Origin of the sequence: Flaviaesturariibacter aridisoli, from assembly GCF_004343705.1 — a bacterium.
GTDB classification, from domain to species: Bacteria; Bacteroidota; Bacteroidia; order Chitinophagales; family Chitinophagaceae; genus Flavisolibacter; species Flavisolibacter aridisoli.
Window position 1 is genome coordinate 39,675 of the sequence record NZ_SKFH01000009.1, and the last position, 24,257, is coordinate 63,931.

Annotated in this window: 18 protein-coding genes; 10 read left to right on the top strand and 8 right to left on the bottom strand. The window is 61.4% G+C overall.

Going from position 1 to position 24,257, the window contains the following annotated elements:
* Window positions 1–59: 59 nt before the first annotated feature.
* Window positions 60–2,441: an alpha-ketoacid dehydrogenase subunit alpha/beta gene (locus E0486_RS07630; protein WP_131851561.1), complete on the bottom strand. Its 2,382-nt coding sequence runs from the start codon at window positions 2,439–2,441 to the stop codon at window positions 60–62.
* 108 nt (window positions 2,442–2,549) lie between these two features.
* Between E0486_RS07630 and E0486_RS07635 the strand changes: the two genes are divergently transcribed.
* From E0486_RS07635 to E0486_RS07655, 5 genes are all read left to right on the top strand, one after another.
* Window positions 2,550–2,993: a DUF1573 domain-containing protein gene (locus tag E0486_RS07635; RefSeq protein WP_131851562.1), complete on the top strand. Its 444-nt coding sequence runs from the start codon at window positions 2,550–2,552 to the stop codon at window positions 2,991–2,993.
* Between the two features lie 30 nt (window positions 2,994–3,023).
* Window positions 3,024–3,521, top strand: coding sequence for a DUF1573 domain-containing protein (locus E0486_RS07640; RefSeq protein WP_131851563.1), 498 nt, complete (start codon window positions 3,024–3,026; stop codon window positions 3,519–3,521).
* A gap of 180 nt (window positions 3,522–3,701) precedes the next feature.
* Entirely contained in the window at window positions 3,702–4,895 is a 1,194-nt protein-coding gene (locus E0486_RS07645; RefSeq protein ID WP_131851564.1) for a pyridoxal phosphate-dependent aminotransferase, read from the top strand.
* Window positions 4,896–5,112: 217 nt separating this feature from the next.
* Entirely contained in the window at window positions 5,113–6,063 is a 951-nt protein-coding gene (locus tag E0486_RS07650) for an SRPBCC family protein (RefSeq protein WP_131851565.1), read from the top strand.
* 169 nt (window positions 6,064–6,232) lie between these two features.
* Window positions 6,233–7,060 carry a universal stress protein gene (locus E0486_RS07655; protein ID WP_165917237.1) on the top strand — a complete coding sequence of 276 codons (828 nt, stop codon included), beginning with the start codon at window positions 6,233–6,235 and terminating at the stop codon, window positions 7,058–7,060.
* 69 nt (window positions 7,061–7,129) lie between these two features.
* On the opposite strand, the gene E0486_RS07660 is transcribed toward E0486_RS07655, so the two are convergent.
* Window positions 7,130–7,714, bottom strand: a complete 585-nt coding sequence (locus tag E0486_RS07660; RefSeq protein WP_131851567.1) for a GNAT family N-acetyltransferase — start codon at window positions 7,712–7,714, stop codon at window positions 7,130–7,132.
* A gap of 225 nt (window positions 7,715–7,939) precedes the next feature.
* Here E0486_RS07660 and E0486_RS07665 point away from each other — a divergent pair, with 225 nt between their 5' ends.
* Window positions 7,940–8,188, top strand: a complete 249-nt coding sequence (locus E0486_RS07665; RefSeq protein ID WP_131851568.1) for a hypothetical protein — start codon at window positions 7,940–7,942, stop codon at window positions 8,186–8,188.
* Between the two features lie 9 nt (window positions 8,189–8,197).
* Here E0486_RS07665 and kduI read toward each other — a convergent pair whose 3' ends face one another.
* The 4 genes from kduI to E0486_RS07685 are packed head-to-tail and all read right to left on the bottom strand — an operon-like array spanning window position 8,198 to window position 14,589.
* A complete protein-coding gene (kduI, locus tag E0486_RS07670) occupies window positions 8,198–9,028 on the bottom strand; it encodes a 5-dehydro-4-deoxy-D-glucuronate isomerase (RefSeq protein WP_131851569.1) in 831 nt (276 codons plus the stop codon).
* A 37-nt stretch (window positions 9,029–9,065) separates the two neighbouring features.
* On the bottom strand, window positions 9,066–9,833 hold the full coding sequence (locus E0486_RS07675; RefSeq protein WP_317129410.1) for an SDR family oxidoreductase: 768 nt from the start codon (window positions 9,831–9,833) through the stop codon (window positions 9,066–9,068).
* Between the two features lie 2 nt (window positions 9,834–9,835).
* A complete protein-coding gene (locus tag E0486_RS07680) occupies window positions 9,836–11,371 on the bottom strand; it encodes a RagB/SusD family nutrient uptake outer membrane protein (protein WP_131851570.1) in 1,536 nt (511 codons plus the stop codon).
* A gap of 17 nt (window positions 11,372–11,388) precedes the next feature.
* Window positions 11,389–14,589 carry a SusC/RagA family TonB-linked outer membrane protein gene (locus tag E0486_RS07685; protein ID WP_131851571.1) on the bottom strand — a complete coding sequence of 1,067 codons (3,201 nt, stop codon included), beginning with the start codon at window positions 14,587–14,589 and terminating at the stop codon, window positions 11,389–11,391.
* Window positions 14,590–14,835: 246 nt separating this feature from the next.
* Here E0486_RS07685 and E0486_RS07690 point away from each other — a divergent pair, with 246 nt between their 5' ends.
* The 4 genes from E0486_RS07690 to E0486_RS07705 are packed head-to-tail and all read left to right on the top strand — an operon-like array spanning window position 14,836 to window position 19,838.
* Window positions 14,836–15,546, top strand: coding sequence for a FadR/GntR family transcriptional regulator (locus E0486_RS07690; protein WP_131851572.1), 711 nt, complete (start codon window positions 14,836–14,838; stop codon window positions 15,544–15,546).
* A gap of 21 nt (window positions 15,547–15,567) precedes the next feature.
* Window positions 15,568–17,847, top strand: coding sequence for a polysaccharide lyase 6 family protein (locus tag E0486_RS07695; RefSeq protein ID WP_131851573.1), 2,280 nt, complete (start codon window positions 15,568–15,570; stop codon window positions 17,845–17,847).
* 21 nt (window positions 17,848–17,868) lie between these two features.
* Entirely contained in the window at window positions 17,869–18,621 is a 753-nt protein-coding gene (locus E0486_RS07700) for an SDR family NAD(P)-dependent oxidoreductase (protein WP_131851574.1), read from the top strand.
* Between the two features lie 17 nt (window positions 18,622–18,638).
* The gene (locus tag E0486_RS07705; protein WP_131851575.1) at window positions 18,639–19,838 is read left to right on the top strand and encodes an alginate lyase family protein; all 1,200 of its coding nucleotides are present in this window, start codon (window positions 18,639–18,641) and stop codon (window positions 19,836–19,838) included.
* A gap of 67 nt (window positions 19,839–19,905) precedes the next feature.
* Here the strand turns inward: E0486_RS07705 and E0486_RS07710 are convergent, their stop codons facing one another.
* Window positions 19,906–20,805, bottom strand: coding sequence for an alpha/beta hydrolase (locus E0486_RS07710; RefSeq protein ID WP_131851576.1), 900 nt, complete (start codon window positions 20,803–20,805; stop codon window positions 19,906–19,908).
* Window positions 20,806–20,813: 8 nt separating this feature from the next.
* Window positions 20,814–24,248 (bottom strand): MBG domain-containing protein, encoded by a 3,435-nt coding sequence (locus tag E0486_RS07715; protein ID WP_131851577.1) that lies wholly within the window; start codon window positions 24,246–24,248, stop codon window positions 20,814–20,816.
* Window positions 24,249–24,257 lie beyond the last annotated feature (9 nt).

Sequence of the window (24,257 nt, forward strand, 5' to 3'; positions counted from 1 at the left end):
CTCCACACGTTTCTCCCGGCGTAAGTGTACTCACGCCCGACGCCTCACGGTTCACGATTTCACTCCTCCATCATCTGGAGCACCACGTCCTGGATCTCTTCGGCGTTGGGCTTCGAGAAGTAATCGCCGTCGGAGCCGTAAGCGGGGCGGTGGGCCTTGGCCGTGATGGTGCGCGGGGCCACATCGAGCCAGCGATAGCCGCCCTGTTCTTCCATCACCTTGGTGAACATAAACGCCGCGGCGCCGCCGGGAACGTCTTCGTCGATGAAGGCAATACGGTTCGTTTTTTTCAGCGATTCGATGATCTTGTGATTGATGTCGAAGGGCAGCAACGTCTGCACGTCCACCACCTCGCAGGAAACGCCCTGCTGTTCGAGCAGCGCGGCGGCATCGAGCACGATGCGGAGCGTGGAGCCGTAGGTTACCAGCGTGATGTCGGTACCTTCGCGCACCACCTCGGGCACGCCCAGGGGCACGGTGTATTCGAGGAGGTTGGCCGGCAGCTTTTCCTTCAGGCGGTAGCCGTTGAGGCATTCCACGACGATGCCGGGGTCGTTGGCGCGCAGCAGCGTGTTGTACATACCAACGGCCTGCGTCATGTTGCGGGGCACGCACACGTGCATGCCTCGGAGCGAGTTGAGCACCATGCCCATCGGCGAGCCCGAGTGCCAGATGCCCTCGAGTCGGTGCCCGCGCGTGCGCACGATGAGCGGGCAGCTTTGCTGGCCGCGGGTGCGGTAGTGGAGGGTCGACACGTCGTCGCTCAGGGGCTGGAGGCCGTAGAGCAGGTAGTCGAGGTACTGGATTTCAGCAATGGGGCGCAGGCCGCGCATGGCCAGGCCGATGCCCTGTCCCATGATCGTGAGCTCGCGGATGCCGGTGTCGAAGATGCGCTGCTCGCCGTACTTCGCCTGGAGGCCTGCAAAGCCCTGGTTCACGTCGCCGATGTAGCCGAGGTCCTCACCGAAGGCAAAGGTTTTAGGGTTCGACGCAAACAGCTGGTCGAAATAATGATTGAGTACTTCAAAGCCGTTGAGCACGGGCGCATCGCCGGCAAATTCGGCGGCTACTTTGGGCACCCGCAGCGCGCTCTTCGGGCCTTCATTGTATAAATACGTATTGTACAGGTCCTTGTTCTCTTTCCGCAGGTCGTTGTAATAATCGCGCAGCCAGTAGGCCGACTCGTGCTTGCCGGTGGCGAGCAGGGCGGCGTTGAGGGTGCGGAGCACGTCGCGGCGCAGGGGCTCGCGCTGGGCCGCCAGCTCTTTGGAGAGGGCGGACAGCTTTTCCGCGGCGGCGGGAATCTTGGCGGCGGCATCCTGCAGCAGGTCGGTGGCGCGGACCACCTGTTGCTTGATGGGCGCGAGGTAACCGTCCCAGGCCTGCTGCTTGGCGGCACGCACCTCTTCGCGCACGGCGCCGTCGATCTCGTCGAGTTCTTCCTCGGTGGCGAGGGCATTGGCCACGATCCACTCACGCAATTTCACGAGACCGTCCCACTGGCGCTCCCATTCGAGGCGCTCGCTGTTTTTGTAGCGTTCGTGCGACCCCGACGTGGAGTGGCCCTGCGGCTGGGTGATCTCCTCCACGTGAAAGAGCACGGGTGTGTGGGTTTCGCGGGCGAGGCGGATGCCTTCCTCGAAGGTTTCGCAGAGGGCGGCGTAATCCCAGCCTTTTACTTTAAAGATCTGGAAGCCGTTGGTGCCGTCTTCTTTCTGGAAGCCGGCAAGGGCCTCGGAGATGGAAGCTTTGGTGGTCTGGTATTTCTTCGGAACGGAAATACCGTAGCCGTCGTCCCACACGAATACGGCGAGGGGCACCTGCAGCACACCGGCGGCATTGATGGTTTCCCAGAACTGCCCTTCGGAAGTGGAGGCGTCGCCGATGGTGGTAAAGCACACCTCGTTGCCGTTGCGGGAAAGACCGGTTTCAGCCGCCAGTTCCGGCACGTTGCGGAAGCACTTGGAGGCGAAGGCGAGGCCGAGGCCGCGCACCATCTGGCCCGCCGTGGGCGCGATATCGGAAGAAACGTTTTTGCGGTCGGTAAGCGGCAGCCACTGCCCGGCCTCGTCTACCCAGCGGGTGGCGAAGTGGCCGTTCATCTGGCGGCCGGCGGAGAAGGGCTCGCGCTCGAGGGAAGGATCGGCATAGAGCTGCGCGAAGAACTGGTCGACGGTGGCCAGGCCGGCGGCGAACATAAACGTCTGGTCGCGGTAATAGCCCGAGCGGAAGTCGCCGGGCTGGAAGAACTTGGCCATGGCCACCTGGGCTACTTCCTTGCCGTCGCCAAAGATGCCGAACTTGGCCTTCCCGGTCAGCACTTCCTTGCGGCCCAGCAGGCTTGTTTCGCGGCTGAGCACCACCCAACGGTAATCCTGCAGCACTTCGTCGCGGAACTTATCGAAGGACAGGGCCTCCGCCGATTCATTTCTCGATTCCATGCGGCAAAAATAAGCGCTTCGCCCTACCTCGTTAAAAAAAGCCTATCGGCAGAAGCGGGCTTTCTCTTTCCGCCGGATTGCCGTATTTTTGGAGCCATCCCGTTGTCTATGAAGCGATTTCTGACCCTCGCCCTCTTCGTTTGCCTGGCCGCCGCCGGCCGTGCACAGGATGCCTCCGCGACCGACCCGCTGCAGGTAAAGGAGGCGGAGTTCAACTTCGGCAAGATCCCCCAGGGGAAGCCGGTATTCCATTTCTTTGAAGTGGTGAACAGTGGCGCCACGCCGCTGGTGCTCAGCAATGTACAGGCCTCCTGCGGCTGCACCACGCCCGAGTGGGACAAGGAACATCCCATCGCTCCGGGCGGCAAAAGCACCATCAAAGTGGGCTACAATGCCGCGGCGCATGGCGCCTTTGAAAAATTTATTACGATCTCATACAACGGTTCGGGTTCCAAAATCATCAAGATAAAAGGAGAAGTGTGGCAGGCCCCGGCCGGTGCGGCCCCTGCGAACGCTTCCGTGGATTTTCTGAAACAGCAATTCAACAACTAGATAACTCCTAAAAAAAACAATAACCGAAAAATGAGAAAGCTCCTCCTCGCCGCCGCCCTGATCGTTGGCGGTTTTGCAGCCAACGCCCAAGACGTGAAAGTTGACCAGGTGGTTAAAGTAAGCACCGAGAAGTACGACTTCGGCAAGATCAAGCAGGGTGTACCCGTGAACACGGCCTTCGAGATCAAGAACATCTCCGACAAGCCCGTTGTGATCGAAAGCGCTACCGGCTCCTGCGGCTGCACCACGCCGACCGTTCCCAAAGAACCCATCGCTCCCGGCGCCACGGCCAAGCTGCCCGTGAACTACAACGCCGCCGCCATGGGCGCCTTTACCAAGACGGTAACCGTGAAATTCGCTGGTGTAAACGAACCCAAGGTACTGACCATCACCGGTGAGACCATGGACGCCACCGCCTGGGATGCCAGCCACAGCGCCAAGCCTGCCGCTCCCGCCGCCGCTGAAAACAAGACCAAGGTGAAGACCAGCAGCACGAAAGAAAAGGCAAAGACGAAATCGTCCAAATAAGTTAAAGCCCCATTCTCTTCTGAAAAGCCCCCGCCTCCAGCGGGGGCTTTTGTTAATTGGTCTATCCGTTTCCTGGCAACGGGCAGGAAGTCGTACAAATGTGCTCTCTCTTCATGCATCATCCCCCCATTCGCACAACTTGCCCCGCAAAGTGCGGGGTTACCCCATTAATTTTGCGCCATGCTTCAGATCTCCCAGCGCGGTCAGCAGATGCCGCCCTCCCCTATCCGGAAACTCGTTCCTTACGCCGAAGCCGCCAAGCGCGCCGGCACCCATGTGTTTCACCTGAACATCGGCCAGCCCGATGTGGAAACACCGCCGGCCATCCTCGACGCCGTGCGTCACGCCGATATCCGGGTGCTCGAATACAGCCACAGCGCCGGCAACGAAAGCTACCGCCGCAAGCTGACGCAGTATTATAAAAAGGTCGGCATCACGGTCTCGCCCGAGGAGATCATCATCACCACGGGCGGCTCGGAAGCCATCCAGTTCGGCTTTTTCACCTGCCTCAACCCCGGCGACGAAGTGATCATTCCGGAGCCTTACTACGCCAACTACAACGGCTTCGCCGTGGCCGCCGGCGTTACCGTGGTGCCCATCACCGCCCGCATCGAAAACGGTTTCGCCTTACCGCCGATTTCCGATTTCGAAAAGGTGATCACCGAAAAAACGCGCGCGATCATCGTGTGCAACCCCAACAACCCCACCGGCTACCTCTACAGCCGCGAAGAAATGGAAGCGCTCAAGACGATCTGCCTGAAGCACGACCTGTACCTGTTCTCCGACGAAGCCTACCGTGAATTCTGCTACGACGGCGCTTATATCAGCGCGTTGCACCTTGAGGGCATGGACCAGCACGTGGTGCTGATGGACACGGTAAGCAAGCGCTACAGCGCCTGCGGTGCCCGCCTCGGCGCTTTCGTTACCAAAAACAAGGACGTGCTGGCCGCGGCCATGAAATTCGCGCAAGCGCGCCTCAGCCCCCCGGGGCTGGCCCAGATCCTGGGTGAGGCAGCCGTGGACCTGCCCGATGCCTACTTTGACGCCCCCAAGGCCGAGTATATGGCCCGCCGCGACCTGCTCGTGCGCCGCCTCAATGCTATGGAAGGTGTGTATTGCCCCAATCCCGGCGGCGCCTTTTACGCCATCGCCCGCCTGCCCATCGACGACTCCGACCGCTTTTGCCAGTGGCTGCTCGAATCGTTCCAATACAAAGGCAATACGGTAATGCTGGCGCCGGCCACCGGCTTTTACGGTACCCCCGGCCTCGGCAAGAACGAAGTGCGCCTTGCCTACGTGCTCAACCAGGGCGACCTGGATGCGGCGATGGATTGCCTCGAAGAAGCCCTGAAGGTGTACCAGCCCAACCCCTAACCCCTTTTTAAAAAAAATGGGACTGCAAAGCCCCGGTGCAACCGGCACCGGGGCTTTGTTTTGGCCGTTCGCTCCGCCCCCCTCCTTCCTGGTGAGGAGCCGGTGCCGTGGTCTGCTCCCCTTCCCGTTAGGAAGGGGCCGGGGAATGGGTCTGGGTCGGAGGCACAAGAATTGCAAACATGCCAGCATCACTTCATTTTAAACAACCCTCTTTGTTATGGCTAATAACGAAAACTACGGCAGCTGGCATGCCGACAACGAATTCCAGCCCCAGGAAGGACAGAGCGGCGTGGTGAATGTGGGACAGACCGAGCGTCTTTTCAGCACCGCCATGGGCGCGTTCCTGCTTTCTTCCGGACTGGGCAACCTGTTTCGCCACCCCGTCAACGGCTTGCTGAAGACTGCTATCGGCGGCTTATTGCTCTACCGCGGCGCCTCCGGGCACTGCCCCGTGTATTCCGCTATCGGCAAGCAGGCCGGTGTGGAGCGCACCGACGCCATCAACATCCGTACAAACCTCATCGTGAACAAACCCAAGGATGAAGTGTATCGCTTCTGGCGCAAGCTCGAAAACCTGCCCCTGTTCATGAAGCACCTCGCTTCGGTTACGGAGATCGACGAAAAGCACTCGCATTGGGAGGCCACCATACCCGGCGGCATCGGCAAGATCAAGTGGAACGCCGAGATCGTGAAAGAGGAAGAAGGCTACATGATTGGCTGGCAGTCGATCCCCAACGCAACGATCTCCAATGCAGGCAAGGTGGTCTTCCACGACGCCCTCGGCGGACAGGGTACGGAGCTGGAAGTGATCATCTCCTACCACGCCCCCGCCGGTGAGCTGGGTGCGGGCCTGGCCAAGGCGCTCAACCCGGTATTTGAGCGGATGATCCGCCAGGACGTGATGAACTTCAAGGAATACATCGAAACGAAGCATAACCCCAACGCGGGAGGCAGCAGCAATACCGCTACCAGCGGTGGCAGCAACGCCACCGGTAGCCATACCGCCGGCGGCACGGGCAGCCAGATGGGCTCCGGCGCCGCTTACGGCAACACGCCGCAGGACAGCCAGCCCGCGGCTTCGCGCAGCAACAGCGAGGGCTCGCCTTCGATGCACGCCGGCAACCAGGGTGGCGGCACTACCGACAACCCGGGCTACCAGGCTCACTGATGTTTCCCGAAAAATGACCGATTCAAAAAGGGCCGCAACTGCGGCCCTTTTGCTTTTGCTTCCTGAGCGGCGTCACCAACCGACCTATTCAGCATCAGGAGTGCGGCGCCCGGGGGTCATGAACGGGGCCGGACAAACGGCGCAGCTTTGTGGGAACAAAATAACAATTATGAAACGGATTCTCGTTCCCACCGATTTTTCGCCGGCCGCCGACCGCGCCTTTCATTACGCCGTACTGCTGGCCGAACGCAGCGGCGCCGAGCTGATCGTGCTGAACGCGCTTTCGCTGCCCCTGCCCTCTTACGCCATTCAGCCCGAAGGCATCCAGGAATACAACCAGTGTCGCGTAGCCGAAGCCGGCGCCCGCTTCGCCGACTACCGCGAACGCTGTCCCAAAGACATCTCCATGACCACGCTCGTGGTCAACGGTGAACTGAAAGACGCCGTGCAAAACGCCGTGGAGCGCTACGACCCCGAGCTGCTGGTAATGGGCACCCGCGGTGCCGAAGGCCTGCGCACGGTGCTGGGCACCAACGCCGCGGCCGTACTTGCCGCCTGCACCGTGCCGGTGCTGGTGGTGCCCGTGCACTACAGCGGGGGCCTTCCCGCCCGCATCGTGCTGGCCGTGGAAAACGAGGAACGCGAATCGCTGCTGGCGCCGGTGTTCCGCCTGCAGGCCCTTTGCGGCGCTACCCTGCGTTCGCTGCACGTAACCGAAGAAAATACCGACCCGGTCCGCCGCAAGGAGCGCGCCGGCGCTCTTAGTGCGCTGTCGCAGAAATGGGAAGCGGATTTCGGCCTCGACGTGATTACCAGCGAAGTGATCAGCGGGAATGACGTCAACGAATCGCTCGAAAAATACGTGCGCGATCAGCAGATCGACCTCGTGGCGATGGTGACCCACCGCAAGCGCGGACTGCAGGCGCTCTTTCATAAAAGCCTCACCCGCGAACAGGCGTTTCATACCCGCGTACCGCTGTTGTCGCTGCACGCCTGATCGCTATAGCCAGACCACTTGCCTGCAAGGCCGCCTTCGGCGGCCTTTTTGCTTTCCGGTTTGCGTTGGCTATTTGGGGGAAAGGTGGGCGGCAAGCGCCTCCGCAGGCAGCTGCGCAAAGCGCAGCGGCACCTCCGGGCGGTCGCTGAAACCGGCGAGGTCGAGTCGCCACCAGCCGACCTTGTGCCAGCTTCCGAGCTTGAACCCGATGTTTTCAAAAGTGGTGAAGTAGTGAAAGCCGCAGCGCTCGTGCAGGCGCACGCTCGGCTCGTTGGGCAGCGTGATGAGCGCAAACACGCTCCGGTAGCCCTGGGCGCGCAGCAGGGCGAACAGTGTCTCGTAAAGCGGCCGGGCCACGCCCTTGCCCTTGAATCCTTCCGCCAGGTACACCGACGACAGGCAGGCCCACTGGTAGGCCGCCCGCTCGTTGTAGGGCGCCGCATAGGCATAACCGGCCACCTGCCCGTCCACTTCGGCCACGAGCCAGGGATAGCGCTGCAGGCATTGCGCAATACGGGCGGCAAAGGCCTCCGTTGAGGGGGACTCCTCTTCGAAGGTGATGGCGCTGTGCTCGATATAAGGCCGGTAAATGTGCAGCAACGCGTGGGCGTCTTCGGTAGTGGCGGGGCGCAGGCGGATCGCGGGCGGGGTCATGCCGCAAATGTCGGGGGTTCCACCGGCATCCGGGCGCCGCCCCAGCGGGCAGGGTTAAAAATTTCTTAGTGCTGAACAACGGTAACGGCGGAGTGTTATATTTGACGAAACCAATCCCCCGCCAACCCCTTTTTTCTCTTTGGCGGCCCCAGCCTCTCGCCTCAATTTTCAGAGCCTCGCATTCAGTACGCCTTTATTCGTTAACCACGTTTAAAACATCTTACTATGCTGCTATCTGATTTTATCGGCCTGTCCGCGGAAGAAAAAATGGTGATCCTCATGCACGACGGCACCGTGGTAGCCCGCCGCCGCCACGCCGGCGGCCAGTATTTTCTCTTTCAGCTCGATCACTTTTACGCCGAGGTCGTGTATGGTTCCGACGACGATGACCCCGCTGAATTCCGTTGCTTTACGGGCACAGCATCGCTGGCCCCCTACCTGGAAGCCATTTCACTCGACGAGATTCTGCGCTAAAGGTCGCGCCTAAGCCAGCGTGTGCAGCGGTACGGCATCTACGTCGGTATAGTCGCGGTTTTCGCCGGCCATACCCCAGATAAAACCGTAGTTGGCCGTGCCGCAGCCCGCATGGATCGACCAGGGCGGCGAGAGCAGCGCTTCGTGGTTGGCTACCACCAGGTGCCGCGTTTGCTGCGGCTCGCCCATCAGGTGAAATACCCGCTGCCCATCCGGCACATCGAAATAAAAATAGACTTCCATCCGCCGGCTGTGCAGGTGCGGCGGCATCGTGTTCCAAACGCTGCCCGTATCCAGGCGCGTCAGGCCCATCACGAGCTGGCAACTTTGGATGCCTTCGGCGTGAATATACTTGTAAATGGTCCTTCGGTTCGACGTGGCGGCATCGCCCAGCGTTACGGGCGCCGCTTCCGCGGCTGTGCATCGGTGCGCCGGGTAGACAGCGTGCGCGGGGGCCGACAGCAGGTAAAAATGAGCCGGGGCCGACGCATCGTCGGAGGCGAAGGTCACGGCCTGCACGCCGCGGCCCACATACAGGCCGTCGAGCTTGTCGAGCGAAAAGCTCTTGCCGTCCACCTGCACCGTTCCGGGTCCGCCGACGTTGATCACGCCCAGCTCGCGGCGCTCGAGGAAATAATCCGACTTCAGTTCACTGTGCGTGTCCAGCTTCAGCGGGTTGCCCAGCGGCACAGCGCCGCCCACGATCATGCGGTCGTAGTGGCTGTAGACCAGCCGCACGACGCCCGGTTGCATCAGCGACTGGATGAGGAAATTGCTGCGTAATTCTTCGGTGTTCATTGACGCGGTTTCGCGACGGCTCGATTCGTATCGTACTTCCATTTCTCGGTTCGTTGTGGTGATAACAATTCATAAAAGGTCAGCGGCCCATCCAGCCACCATCGACGGTGAGCAGGGTGCCGTGCACGTACGCTGAAGCCTGGGAGGCCAGGAAAACCGCGGGCCCTTTGAAGTCTTCCGGCTCGCCCCAGCGACCCGCGGGAATGCGGCCCAGGATAGCTGCGCTGCGCGGCGGGTCGTCGCGCAGGGCCTCGGTATTATCGGTAGCCACATACCCCGGCGCGATGCCGTTGACGTTGATGCCGCGGCCCGCCCATTCGTTGGCGAAGGCCTTGAGCAGCGAGCCCACCGCCCCTTTGCTGGCAGCATAACCGGGCACGTTGATGCCGCCCTGGAACGACAGCAGCGAGCAGGTGAAGATGATCTTCCCGCTCCCACGCGCCAGCATTCCCTTGCCAATCTCGCGGGTGAGGATAAAAGCCGCGTCGAGGTTGATGGCGAGCACCCGGTCCCAATAGTCGTCAGGATGCTCGGCCGCTGGTGCACGGAGGATCGTTCCGGCATTATTAACGAGGATGTCGATCTCCGGGTGGTCTTCGCGCAGCTGCCAGATGAAAGCGTAGAGGCTGTCGCGGTTGCCGATGTCGGCGGCATAGGGCCAAAAGCGGCGGCCCGTGGCGGTTACCATACGCTCGGTGTCGCTGCCCGGCCGCAGGGTGGCGGAATGACCGATGATGTCGGCGCCGGCTTCAGCGAGCCCGACGGCGATAGCCTGGCCGATGCCGCGGCTGCAGCCGGTAACGAGGGCTTTTCGCCCGGCGAGGGAAAAAGATTGCGGTGTCATCATGTTTAATATCCGGGGTTTTGCGTCAGCGGTTGCTGGGTGCTGTTATCGATCTCCCGTTGCGGGATCGGCAGCAGGAGGCGCTCGCGCGTCACGCGGCCCTGCAGCTCCGACAACGTCGTTACCGGCGCGGGGAACAGCGCATAGTGGCGTGCAAACTCGTGGGCGAAGTGGTCCTTCATCGTTTGCTCGGCGCTGACCGTAGTGAGCGTTGTGTTGAAACGAACGAGGTCGAACCAGCGCTGGTTTTCAAAGGCGAACTCAATGCGGCGCTCGGTGGAGAGGGCCTGCTCGAACTGCGCGGTCGTAGTAATCGTGGCCGGGTCGATGGGCGGCTGCTGCGCGTTGCGCACGTGCACCCGGTTGATGAGGTCGATGCTGGCGGGCGTATTGCCCTGCGCCTCGGCGATCAGCAGCAGGATATCGGCATAACGAAGTACCGGCCAGTCGTTTTCTGCATCGCTCACGGTGGTCACCGGCGAGAGGTATTTCTTTGGATAGAGTCGGGTGTTGAAAGCGCCGATCAGCACCGGCTTCCGGGGATCGCCGTTGGTCAGCGTGTCGAGTTCGGCCGTGGGTGCGTTCAGACCTTTGCCGTCGCCATTGATAACCTGCGTGCCGCTGTTGAGGGGCGCAAACAGGTTGGCGAAGGGCGAGCCGGTGCCGAAGCCACCTGCGCGGAAACGGATGGCAAACAGGATCTCACTGCTCATTTCGGAATTAATGGCGAAGATGCCGGCATAGGTCGGTGCGAGGCCGTAGCCGCTGTTGTCTTTCACATCAGTGAGCAGCGGCAGCGCCTCGGCTTTTCGGCCCTGTGTGAGATACACCTTGGCAAGCATTCCTTTGGCGGCCCAGGCGTTGGCGCGGCCGATGCTGGCCGAGGGGATCTGCCCGAAGGGCGCGCTGCCCAGGAACGAGACAGCCGTACGCAGGTCGCCTTCAATTAGCTTGTAGGTGTCGGCCACCGACGAACGCCCGATGCCGAGCGCCGCTACCGGTGAGGTGGGCTGCGTTACGAGCGGAAGACCGCCATACAGGCGCACGAGGTTGAAATAATGATAGGCCCGGATGAACAGCGCTTCGCCCGCAAACTGCTTGCGGTCGGCTTCCGAGATGGCGGCGCCGATGCTGCCGAGGCTGCTGTTGCCCGAAGCGGCATCGTAATTAACACCCAGCTTCTGCAGGATCAGGTTGCTGTTGCGGATATTGGCGTAAGACTCCAGCCAGTACGACAACACGCCGCCGTGCGTGGACGATACGGCGAACATATCGAGTTCGTTCAGGTCCTGGTTCGACACCGAAGTGCTGCCGGTCTCGCCCTGCTTTGCGTTGTCGCTGCGCAGCTCGGTCACCTGCCACTCGTAAAAGAGCGGACCGGAGAGCCCAGAGTAGGCGCCGTTGATGCCGGCTCGCAGCTCGTCGGTGTTGTTGTAATAAGTGAATGAAGTGAGGTTCGACTCGGGGTAGAGGTCGATATTTTTCTTACAGGCGCTGGTGCCGGCGAGCAGCACGCCCAGGAGGATTGCAGTACGTTTCATGAGGAGCTCTTTGGCGGTTAGAAGTTAACGTCGATGCCGAACTGGTAGCTTTTCGAAAGCGGGAAGGCGCCACGCTGGTAGCCATCGATCTGGGGGTCGTTGTAGCCGCCGGAGGTCATCCGCGCTTCGGGGTTGATGCCGCGGTAGCCGCTGGCGAAATGGTAATACAGGTTTTGCGCCGTGAAGTAAAAGCGCGCCGAGCTGAGGCGGATCGCTTTGGTCCATTTTGCGGGCAGCGTGTAGCCGACGATCAGCTCGCGCAGGGCCCAGTAGGAAGCGTCTTCCACCATATAGTCGGTAGCCACCCAGCTCACACCACCATTGGTGGAATAGGGTGTGCGGCCGTCGCCGGGGTTCATCGGGCTGATCCAGCGGTTGTCGATGTAGTTCCGGTTGACGCGCTTCGTTTCGTTGTAGCCGGCGTCTCCGTTCACGATCTGCCCGCCCTGCGATCCCTGGACCAGGAAGCTCAGGTCGAAAGAGCCCATCGTCACGTTGTTGTTGATGCCCCAGGTAAAGTCGGCGTACGGATTGCCGATCACCGTGCGGTCGTTCTGATCAAGCTTGTGGTCGCCATTGAGGTCGCGGATCTTGAGGCCGCCGGCGGTAAAGTAGCTGGTGGAAAGGGCGCTTGCGTTATACAGCAGGCTCAGCGAATCGGCTTCCGCCTTCGACTGGAACACACCGTCGGTCACGTAGCCCCAGTATTGTACCATCGGGCCGCCTACGATGTTGCGGTACTGGTCTTCGCGCTCGCCGGTCTTCGACAGCGTGTCGGGAAGCGAAACGAGCTTGTTGCGGTTCATCGAGAAGTTCAGAGCGGAGGTCCAGCGGAAGCGGTTGCGCACCACGTTGGTGCTGTTCAGCTCCAGCTCGATGCCCCGGTTGCGCACCTTGCCGATGTTTACATACGAAACCGTGGCGCCGGTGATGCCGAGGATCTCGGGACGCAGCAGCAGCTGGTCGCTCTTCGACTCGTACAGATCCAGCGAAACGTTGAGGCGGCCGCGGACCAGCGACAGGTCGAGGCCGGTGTTGAACTGGAAGGTGCGCTCCCAGGTAACGTCCTCATTGGCCAGCAGGTCGCTCGAGGGGATCATGCCGCCCGCCACCGTGCCGTTGCCCCCGCCGAATACGTAAGGCGAGGGGTATAGTTGCTCCACCCATACGAAGTCGGGGATGCGGTTGTTGCCGGTAAGGCCCCAGCTGCCACGCAGCTTCAGCTGGTTGATCCAGACCACTTTCTCCATGAATTTTTCCTGGCTCAATACCCAACCTGCCGACACGGCGGGGAAGGTGCCCCACTTGTGGCCGGGTGCAAACTTCGAAGAGCCGTCGCGGCGCAGCGAGGCGGAAAACAGGTAGCGGTCGTTGTAGCTGTAGAGCACGCGGCCGAGGAGCGAGTTGAGCCCCTGGCGCGATTTGCGGCTGAACGTAGCGAGCGGCGACACGTCTTTGGAAGCCGCCAGGTCGAGGGCCTGGATATCGTCGGTGGGGAAGTCGAGGCCGGTCACCTGCTGCGCGCTGTTGCGGGTGCTTTGCACCGTGTAGCCGCCGAGCAGGGTCATGTTGTGCTTGCCGAGTTTACGGGTATAGGTCAGCGTGTGTTCGGCAAGGAGGTCGATGCCCAGGTTGTTGTTGAACACACCCTTGTTGACCGTACCGTCGGCGCGCGCATTCTTCTTGTCGAAACGCAGGCGGTCGTTGGTATTGATATAAACGCTGCCCATAGCCTTGTAATCGAGGCCTTTGATGATGTTGATGGTAATGTCGCCCGAGCTCACCACGCGGTATTCGTTGGCGAAGTCGGTGGCGTTCTCCATGATCGACTTCGGTGTGTTGTTGGCCGAACTGAAGGGCGTTTGCGGGCCCGAGGAGGTCCACATCGTGCCGTCGGGCATCAGCCCCGAATAATTAAGGCCGCTGAAGTGGCGCGCTTGTACCCAGTCGCCGGCTTTGATGCCCGCCCAGGCCGGGTTCTGGCGCACGAATGCAGCCGTGGCTTCGGTGTGGTATACCGGGAGGAATGAATAGAAGCGCACGAAGTCCATGTAGTTCACCGAAGGCTGCTCGCGCTTCGAATAGGAAGGGTTGATGTTGAAGGCCACCTTCACGCGCTTGCCGAGGTTGGCGTCGAGCTTCGCGCGGATGTTGAACTTCTCGTATTCGCTGTGGTACATCAGGCCCTGGTCGCGCTGGTAGCCGCCCGACAGGTAGTAGCGCAGGTCGGAGCGGCCGCCGGATACGGAGAACTGCGCGTTCTTCTGGTTGGCATTGCGCAGTGCCTGGCTTTGCCAGTCGGTGGCCTGGCCGCCGAGGAGGTCGTTCTCGATCACGTAGCCCGCGCGCTCGTTGCTGGCGATAAGATTCGCATTGCCGGTAACGGTAGGATCTTTCGCCCGCAGCGACGCTTCGTAAAAAAGCAGGTTGGTGTACTCCGTTGTGGTCAGCATCGGGTAGGTCTGATACGCGTACTTGACACCGGTGGAAAACTTGAAGTTGTAGCGGGTGCGGTTGGCCGATCCGCTCTTCGTGGTAATGAGGATGACGCCTGCGGAGCCGCGCGAGCCGTAGATGGCGGCCGAGGCGGCATCTTTGAGCACTTCCACCGACTGTACGTCGGCGGGGTTCACGAACGCAAGGCCGTCGGGCACCGGGTGACCGTCCACCACCACCAGCGGGTCGGAGGAGGCGCCGAGTGAGGTGACGCCGCGCACGCGGATCCGCGGGTCGGAGCCGGCTTCGGAGCTCAGGTTCTGCACCTGTACACCGGCAATGCGACCCTGCAGCGCCTGGTCTACCCGCGACACGGGCGCCTGGTCGAGCTTTTCGTTCTGGTACTTCGAAACAGCGCCGGTAAGGTGCGACTTCTTCTGGGTGCCGTAGCCGATCACCACCACTTCGTCGAGCGCCTTGTTGTTGCGCTGCAGCTGTACCTCGATAACGGTGCGGTTTCCGATGGTAACCGTCTGGGTGCTGTAGCCGATGGAAGAAAAGATGAGCGATTTACTGCCCCCGTTCACGGTAACGCGGTAGGAACCGTCGCGGCCGGTCTGTACCGGGGTGTTCGTTTTCTCGGCCAGTACGCTGACGCCGGTCAGCGCTTCACCCGACGTGGCGTCGAGCACCCGGCCGGTCACTTCGCGCTGCTGGGCGTCGGCGGAAAGCCAAAACAGGCAATTCAGGGTAAAAAGCAGCAGCAATTTGTGCGTTCTCATAATAGCAGGTTTGGAATTCGGACAATCGTTTTGTTCGGTTCGTATCCGGACTAAATATAGAGACAAAATTGGTCGACCAATTGGCGAGTGAGCGTTGAAGTGACCACCATAAAAATTTGAGCGATTTGTATTCGTTTGTTTTTGAATGACTTACAATTACCGGTAACGCTACCGGAAATTCCTGAATTGGTCGACCAATTTTTTTAGCCGCGATTTTGCACTAAACTTGTCCCCAAACGACAGCTTATGAGTGAAGTATTGCCGGCCTTCCGGGAAGTAGCCCTCGAAGGGCCCGTCGACCTGATCATCCGGCAGATCAAAGAGCTCCTGATTTCCGGCGCCCTGAAGCCCGGCGACAAGCTGCCGCCGGAGCGCAAGCTCTCCGAGCAGATGGGCGTGGGCCGCACGCACGTGCGGGAAGCGCTGCGCAAGCTGGAGTTTTACGGCATTCTCCGCACCCGCCCGCAAAGCGGCACTTTCGTGGCCAGCATCGGCATCACGGCCCTCGAAAACCTGATCGCCGACGTGCTCAAGATCGATACGCCGTCCTTCGTGTCGCTTGTAGAAACACGGGTGCTGCTCGAAGTGGCCGCCGTGGAGCTCGCTTGCCAGCGCCGCACGGACGAAGACCTGCAACAACTGCAGGCCGCCCTGGACGCTTACCTGGCCAAGGCCGAGCGCGGCATCAAAGCCGTTGACGAAGACCTCATGTTTCATCTCAGCATCGCCGACTGTGCCAAGAACAAAGCACTGAAATCGCTGCTGCTCATCATCATTCCCGACATCATCACCAACTATTCCATCTTTAAGGTGTGCGACACCGTTACCAATAAGGCGCTGCAGGAACATCAGTCGCTCTTTGAAGCCGTGCGCGACGGTGATGCCGCCGCCGGCGGTGCCCTCATGCGCGAGCACCTGCAGGGCGTGGTCAACTTCGCCCAGTCGCTCGTGCAATAACCCCTACCAATCCCTTGCTTTATGAAACCAGCTTCCCTCTTCTCCTTCTTCGCCCTGCTCGCGCCGGCTGCACTCTTCGCACAGTCCGACATTGCGGCCATCAATGCAGCCGTGCGGTCCGCCCGTCCCGGCGACACGATCGTGATTGCTGACGGTGAATACCGCGATGCCGAGCTGAATCTCGTTGCCCGGGGCGATTCGCTGCGCCCCATCGTGCTGCGCGCCGCCACACCGGGCCGCGTGCTGCTCACGGGCAATTCGAGCCTGCGCCTCGCCGGCACCGGCATCGAAGTGAGCGGGCTGTATTTCACCCGCGGCTTCTGCACGCGCGGCGCCGCCATCGAATACCGCAGCGGCAAGGAAGTGGCCAACTGGTGCCGCGTGACGGCCTGCGCCATCGACGATTTCAATCCGCCGGCTCGGGAGACCGAATCTTCCTGGATCCTCCTCTACGGCCGCCACAACCGCTTCGACCACAATAGCGTGGCCGGCAAGTTGAACCAAGGCGTCACCTTCGCGGTGATCCTCGATGGCGAGCGCAACCAGCAGAACGAGCACCGCATCGAATACAACTACTTCGGCAGCCGCCCGCCGCTGGGGGCCAATGGCGGCGAAACGATCCGCGTGGGCACTTCGCAAACCTCGCTTACCTCCTCGCGCACGCGCATCGAGAACAACTACTTCCAGGAATGCGATGGCGAGGTGGAGATCGTATCGATCAAATCCTGCGATAATAGCATTCGTAAGAACACCTTTTTCGAGAGCTCGGGCGTGCTGGCGCTGCGCCACGGCCACCGCAACCTCGTGGAGAACAACGCCTTCATCGGCAACGGCAAGCCCAACACGGGCGGCGTGCGCGTCATCAACGAAGGCCACACGATCCGCGGCAACTATTTCTCCGGCCTCACCGGCGACCGCTTTTTTGCCGCGCTGGCCGTGATGAACGCCGTGCCCAACTCGCTGCCCAACCGCTACCACCAGGTGAAGGACGTACGCATCATCGGCAACAGCTGGGTAGACTGCGCCCATATCCAATTCCACGTGGGCAAGGATAACGAGCGTACACTCGCGCCCGAAAACGTGACGCTGGCGGACAATTTTTTTTACAACCGTCATTCTGATACAGTATTCGTCGCCTTCGACAAGACCGACGGCTTTCATTTCGCCGACAACAGCGTGGTAACGCGTTCGGGACGATTCAGCCAACCGGGCTTTGCTGAAGTACGGTTTACCGCACTGCCGAAAAATACGACGGGCGCAGCCACGCGCACCCAATGTGGCGCACCCTGGTATGGGGTGAAAACCCCGCAGCAACGACGTCTTTCAGGACGCATTATCCCGGTGCGCGCGGGGCAGAATACACTGGCGGCAGCGCTGGAAAAAGCTTCCTTCGGCGACGTGCTGCAGCTGACGGACACGGCTACCTATCTCTTCGACGGGCCCACTACGGTGCGCACCTACGTGCGGATTGAAAGCCGCCTGCCTAAGGAGGCCAAAGCTTTGCTCCGTTACAACGGCACGCGCGGCCGCGCAGCCCTGCTTCAGCTTGCCGACAGCGCCGTACTGGAACTGTCGGGACTCGCCTTCGACAACGACGCCTTTGATGAGCGCGCATCCGCCTCCGCGGCCATCGCACCGGTAACGCCGATGAAGGGTCACTACAGTGTGTTCGTGGACCGCTGCGATTTTTACAACTATACCGAATCCAGCTTCAGCCCGCTGCGCGCGCAGCGGAACACCTACGCCGATACTGTCCGCTTCACTAATTGCCTGTTCCGCGATCTGTCGGGCGATGCCATCTACCTCGCTGCTGAAAAAGACGACGCCGGCAAGTACAGCGCGGACTTTGTAGAAATACGGAACTGCGCCTTTTACCGCGTACTCGGTCACTCGGTCGACCTGTACCGCGGCGGCTCCGACGAAAGCACGAGCGGCCCCACGCTGGTCATGGACCACTGCGTGCTCGAAGACGTCAACAATAAGGAGCGCGGCGCCGGCCTGCGCCTGCTGGGGGTGCAGAACATCGTGGTAAAGAACACGCTCTTTTCCAACACGGGCCGTGGCGGCGCCTCCATCCGCCTCGACGAAACAAACTGGGACAAGATCATGATTACCAACTGCAATCTCTACCAATCGGGCCGCGTCGCTTCCTTCTGGGGGAAAGCCGTCAAGGGCCCGATGTATACGCTGAAGCCCGCTTACCGCCGGTCGTCGGCCTATAATTTTTCAAACACGGTCACTTCTCCCCTGCTGGGTAAAGCCACCGACGGCGGTGCTATCGGCCTGCAGGGAGCCTTATAAATAAACAACCATTTCAACGATATGAAACTACAAGGAAAAGTAGCCATTGTAACCGGCGGCGCCCGCGACATCGGGCGCTCTGTAAGCATGGCCCTCGCACGTGAAGGCGCTAAAGTGGCGATCAATTACTTCGGCTCCGAAGAAGAAGCAAAAGAAACGAAACGATTTATCGATGAGGCCGGCGGCACCTGCATCCTCGTGCAGGGCGACATGACGCAATGGGACGCCGTGCAGGCGCTCGTGGCCGACACGCAGAAAGCCTTCGGCAACGAGATCCACATACTCGCCAACGTCGTCGGCGGTCTCTTCGGACGCAAGACCATCGAGGAGCAGGATGAAGCCTGGTACGACCTCCTGATGAACGTCAACATGAAGAGCATCTTCTTCACCACGAAAGCGACGGTGGCCCACATGCCCAGCGGCAGCGCCATCATCAACTTCAGCTCGCAGGCGGCCCGCGATGGCGGCGGCGGCGGCGCCTCGCTGTATGCTACGGCCAAGGGCGCAGTGATGACCTACACGCGTGCCATGGCTAAAGAGTTCGGTCCCCGCGGCATCCGCGTCAATGCGGTCGCACCGGGCATGATCGCCACCTCCTTCCACGACCGCTTTACGAAGCCCGAGATCCGTACCAACGTGGCCGCTTCCACACCGCTCCGCCGCCAGGGCGATGCCGCCGACGTGGCCGACCTCGTGGTGTACCTCGCGTCTTCGGAATCGTCGTTCCTCACCGGTACCAACATCGACATCAACGGCGGCACCTATTTCTCCTGACCTCAAAACAAGAAGCCATGAAACTAGCGCCCTACCTGTTGCTGGCCGCCTCGCTGCTCAGCGGCTGTGCCACGATCCGCGCGGGTAACCCCGAGCCCGCGCCCCGCGTATTCGTGCTCAATGCCGGCGTGTTGCAGGCCAACCGCGGCCGCATTCGCAACGACCTGAAGCCAGCCTACGACAAGCTGCTGAGCGATGCCGGCAAAGCCCTGAAGGAAGGTCCCTTTTCGGTGATGGAGAAAAAGGACAACCCGCCGAGCGGCGACCGCCACGACTACATGAGCCTCGCGCCCTACTTCTGGCCCGACCCCACGAAGCCCGACGGCCTGCCCTATATCCGCAAGGACGGTCAGACCAACCCCGAGGTGAAGGAGTTCAAGGACAAGGAGTATATGCCGAAACTCTGCGAGTTGGTGCACACGCTCGGACTTGCGTATTATTTCTCCGGCGACGAACGCTACGCGGCGCATGCGTCGCTGCTGCTGCGCACCTGGTTTCTCGACCCGGCCACGCGAATGAATCCCAACCTCAATTTCGCGCAGGCCATCAAGGGGAAAAATGACGGCCGCGGCGCGGGCCTCATCGACGCCCGCCACTTCGTGAAAGTGGTGGACGCACTGGGCCTGTTGCAGGGATCGAAGTCCTGGACGGCTGCCGACCAGAAAGGCATGCAGCAATGGTTCGGTTCTTTTTTGAACTGGATGCAAACCAGCCCCATCGGCCGCGACGAGCTCGACGCCCGCAATAACCACGGCACCTTCTACGACGCGCTGCGCCTGTCGATGGCGCTGTACATCGACAGCAGCGACCTCGCCCGCCGCATCGTGACGAGCGCGCAGGAGCGGCTCGACTACCAGATGGATGCCGAAGGAAAATTCCCCAAGGAAATGGAGCGCACCATCGCACTCCACTACAACACCTTCGACCTCGACGCCTTCTTTCTCATCGCCTCTATGAGCGAAAAGCTGGACATCGACTTCTGGCACTACCACAGCCCTTCGGGCGCTTCGCTGGAAAAGGGTTTCAACTTCCTGTATCCCTTTCTTTCGAAAGAAAAAGTGTGGACGGGCCAGCAGATCAAGCCCTTCGAATTCGAGGAAGGCTACCCGCTGCTGCTCGCTGCAGGCCGCCACTACAACTGTGTGCCCTGCCCCGCGAAAGTGGATGCGCTCGCCGGCGACAAGGCCGCGACGCTGCGCTGGAAACTGCTTTATTGAAAGACCACGATAAACCATCAAAAAAGGGCAACGATCTCGTTGCCCTTTTTACGTTTCACAGGTTTGTTCAGTAGATGCCCGCCTCGCGGAGGAAGGCCATGATCGCGATGTTGATCTCGCTATTCTTCTCCTTGTCGAATTTGCCGTGCTGGCCACCCGGAACGGTGATGAACTGCGTACGCACACCGAGTTCGCTAAGGCGTTTATGCAGGTCCACCGAATGCTGGTAAGGCACCGTGGGATCGGCATCGCCGTGCACGATGAACACGGGCGGGTTGGTCTTGGCCAGGTACGTCATCGGCGACACCGAGGCGGCAAAGGCTTTGTCCTGCGCACGGGCACCAAGCCAGTTCCTGGCCGACTTGCTGGTGACGTTGCTGCCGTAGCCCCAGTCCCACACATCGGTGATGCCGTACTTGTCGATGATGGCGGCTACTTTGATCGGCTCTTTGTGCGGGCAGGCGCCGTCGAAGCGGGTATCGTTGCCCATAAGGCCGGCCATCAGGGCCAGGTGGCCGCCGGCGGAGCCGCCCATCACCACGATGCGGGCCGGGTCGATGTTGAGCTCCTTTGCATGCTGCACGAGGTACACGAGCGCGCAGCGGCTGTCTTCCACGGCAGCGGGCGCCGTGGCCTGCCCCGTAAGGCGGTATTCGATATTGGCCACCGCAAAGCCTGCCTTGAAGAACGTGTTGAACCCCGTCTGCGATTCCTTCACGCCGTGGTTCCAGCCGCCGCCGTGAATGTTCACGATCACCGGCGTGGGCTTACCCGCAGCCGGCAGGTAAAGGTCCATCTTGCCGTCCCAATCGCCGGCCTTGGTGTACACGACGTCCAGGCGGCTCGTGAAGCCCGCGGGCAGCACGACCGGCTTGTAGGTCTTTGCCGAATCTTCCTGTGCATGCAGGGTAACGGCACTTCCGAGCAGCAGCAACAGGAGCGCAGCAGAAATGAATGTTTTTTTCATAGCAATGTTTAGTGTCCGACGAGGACGGTTTTCGTAAGGTTGACCGACTTACCGATGACCCGCGCCACGTAGATGCCGGGCGGCAGTCGGTGTACCAGGAATTCGGCGCTGGTGAAGCCTTGCTGCACGAACACGTTGCGGCGCATGATGGGGTGGCCGGCAATATCGTACAGGTACACATCGGCGAGGTCGGGCTTGGCGCTGTATACGCGCACGCGCAGGCTGTTGGCGCCGCTCATATAGGCCTGGATATGATCCAGGTCGGCACCCGTTGCGGGCAGCACCGACAGGCGGGCGTTCGTGTACACGAAATTGTAGTTGGCCGATACGCCCGTAGTGAACGTGATGGGATAATAGCCCGGCGCCGAAGTGGCCGTGGCCGTGCTCGTGGGCACCGGCGCCGTGGGCAGGCTCGCCACATTCTGGCCCAGCACGAAGCCGGTGATGCTGTAGCGGAAGGCAGGGTTGGCGTCGCCCTGCATCCGCGTCGAATCAAAGGCGCGTACCGTGAGGTTGGCTTTGTTTACGGTCAGCGTTTGCGCTTGCGCTGCGGCCGGGAAGAAGAACGGGCTACCGGGCTGGCTGGCCGTGATCGTGGTCGTGCCGGCACCGGTTACATGCACGGTGTTCCCCGTGACGGTGGCCACCGACGGATTGCTGCTCGTGAGCTGGATCGGAATGGTCAGGTTGGAGCTCGATACGGCCAGGGCGAAGTCGGCCGCACCATAGGTCTTGGGCTGGATCGCGTTGAACGTGATCGTTTGCGCGCTGCGCGGGCTCACGGTCAGCGTACCGCCCTGCATCGTGATGCTGTAGTTGGCGGCCGTCGCGCCGCTTACCGTGATCGGGTATGTGCCCGGGGCGGAGGTCAGGGTGGCCGTGGTGGTTGCCACGGGAGGCGTAAGCAGTACCGATTCGTTCTCGCCATTTACAAAGCCGGAGTAGGAAACCGTCAGCGTTGGGTTCGCGTCGCCTTCGGGACGCGTCAGGTCGGTCGCCCTAATGGTCAGCGGCGCCTTGTTGACGGTCAGCGTATGCGTGACGTCGGCGGCGGGGTAAAAGCCGTCGCTGGCCTGCGTGGCGCGGATGTCGGTGGTGCCTACACCTGTCACGTGGATCTCGCCTGAAGCGGTCACTGTGGCCACGGCGGGGTTGCTGCTGGTATACTGCACCGCGGTGCTGCTGTTGGCCGTCAGTACGCCCGCAGTGAAGTCGGCATCGCCGTAGTTCTTGGCGGGCATGGCATTGAATACAAAAGGATTGGCCGGAGGACGTGCCCCGACGCTGAAGGCGCCGAAGGTGGCGAAGGTCGACTCGATGTTGTTGGCGGTGTTGTCGCCGCTGCCTACCGGCGCCGACCAGCCCGTACCACTATTGGTAATAAAGCCGATCTCGCTGTCGGCGAAGGAGGCGAACACCGAGCCTTCGAGCGGGCTCACCCATTGGAGCTTCACGGCGCTGCTGCCGCTGCCGGCCACCTGGCTGATGTTCCAAACCGCGTTCACCACGGTCTGGCGCTCCTGCAGGGTCAGCGGCGTGCCGTTGGGCGTGCCGTTGGTCGTGATGCCTTCAAACACGGCTACCGTATAGTCGGAGGCGACCGAAGGCGTCAGCACAGCGGGCAGGTAGTTGGCGGCCGTTCCTACGGGGAAGGTCGAAGGAGTAGTAAGTCCGTCGCGGCGGAGGAGGCCCTGGCTGCCCGTTGTGGCATCGGTAGCCGTAACGAAATAGTTGCTGCCGCCGATCGCACCGCCGATGCTGGCGCCCGCGAGCAGGTGCAGCACGTCGCCGGGGCGGATGGTGAGCCTGCCGCTGTTGAGGGTGAGGGTACCCGAGAACTCCGCGCTCGCATTCGTTGTGCCGGCCGCATTGAAGGTTGCATCGCGGATCGAGAGCACCGCGGGTGCCGTGGTGGAAATACCGAAAGGCTGCGTGGTGGCGGCATTGATTACGTAGCTGATGCCATCCTGGTACGTGCGGGCATCGCTCACGCCTACCGAACCGGCGGCGGCATCGAAGCCGTCGGGGCTGGCCGTGATGAGCGTGGCGCCGCTGCCGCTGATGCTGAGCGAAACGCCGGAGGCTGTGGCCGTGAGGGGACGCGACACCCAGATGGAGTCGAGGTTGGACGTCACGCTCACCACGCGGGTGCCGGGCGTGATGCCAGCGCCGGCGATGCTGACACCCTTGGTCAGCGTAGTTGTACCTGTGGCATTGCGGATCAGGAAAGCACCGGCAGTAGTTGTGCCCGTAGCCGTGAACGCGGTGGCGGGACGGCGGGCCGTAAACGTGGCCGTACCGACCAGCTGCCTGGTACCGAAGTTGAGGCGCCCGTAAATGTTCGCGTTGTTGCTGACGGTCACATTGCGCTCGAGCGTCACCTGCGCATCATCCGATACGGTAAACGAGGGCACCGTGATGTTGCCGATACCGCTGATCGTTTGCGGCACGTTGCCGGCAAATACAAGCTCGTTGGTGGAGCCGGCGGGCGCGCTGAGGTTGCCGTTCGCCTCGAGGTTGCCGAGGATGACCGTCTGACCGCTGGTATGCGTTACAAAGGTGGAGCCGGGGGCGATGCTGAGCGTGTCGATGCGGTTGATGCTACCGTCGGAGGTCAGTGTGGCGCCGTTCTCGACGATCACGTTGGGATACGATTTGCGGTTGAAGAAGGTGCCGGAGCCCGTCGCCGGGTTCGAAGCTTTCATATGGAAGTAAGAACCCGGACGAAAGTCGATCGGCATGAAGAAGCCGCCGCCGGAAGCCGAGCCCATAGGACTGAAGCCGCCTTCGTAATAGTAGTGCGCGCCGGCCTCGAAAACGACCCACTGCTCGCTCGACTGCGTGCTGTTGCCGAAGGGATAAGCCGCCGAGGCGGCCGTGATATTGCTGGTGAATTTCGAGCCGGCCTTGAATACCAGCGACCCCGGCGTGCCTGCGGTGCTGTTGGCGATGCGGGCCTGCAGGTTGGTGATCATGCTGAAGTTGCCGCTCACCGTGCCGGTGCACACCGCCGCCAGCGCGATCACGGTGCTGCCGCCGGCCGTGGTCATTGCCAGCGAGGAGCCGGCCTCGATCACAAAGTCGTCACCCGCGCCGCCGCTCACGTTGATGGTGCCGGTGCCCGTCAGGCGGGTGAAGGCTACGTTCGCGCCGTTACGGAACTTCAGTTGCGCGCAGGTAACGCCGCCGTTGATGTGCACGATGGCCTGCCCCGTGGCGGGCGTTGCCCCGCCGATGTTGCTGCCGTCGAAAACGAGGATGTCGGAAGCGCCCGTGGCCGAAGGTCGCGTGCTGCCCGAGCCGTCCAGCGCCGTGTTCCAGCTCGAAGCGGTGGTCATGTTGACACCGCCGGCCGCCGTGCCGCCCACCCAGTAGTAGGTGTTCTGTCCGAATGCCGCGGCCAGGCAAAGCATGGCCATGCAGGTAAGCAGGTATTTTCTCATATAGCAGTA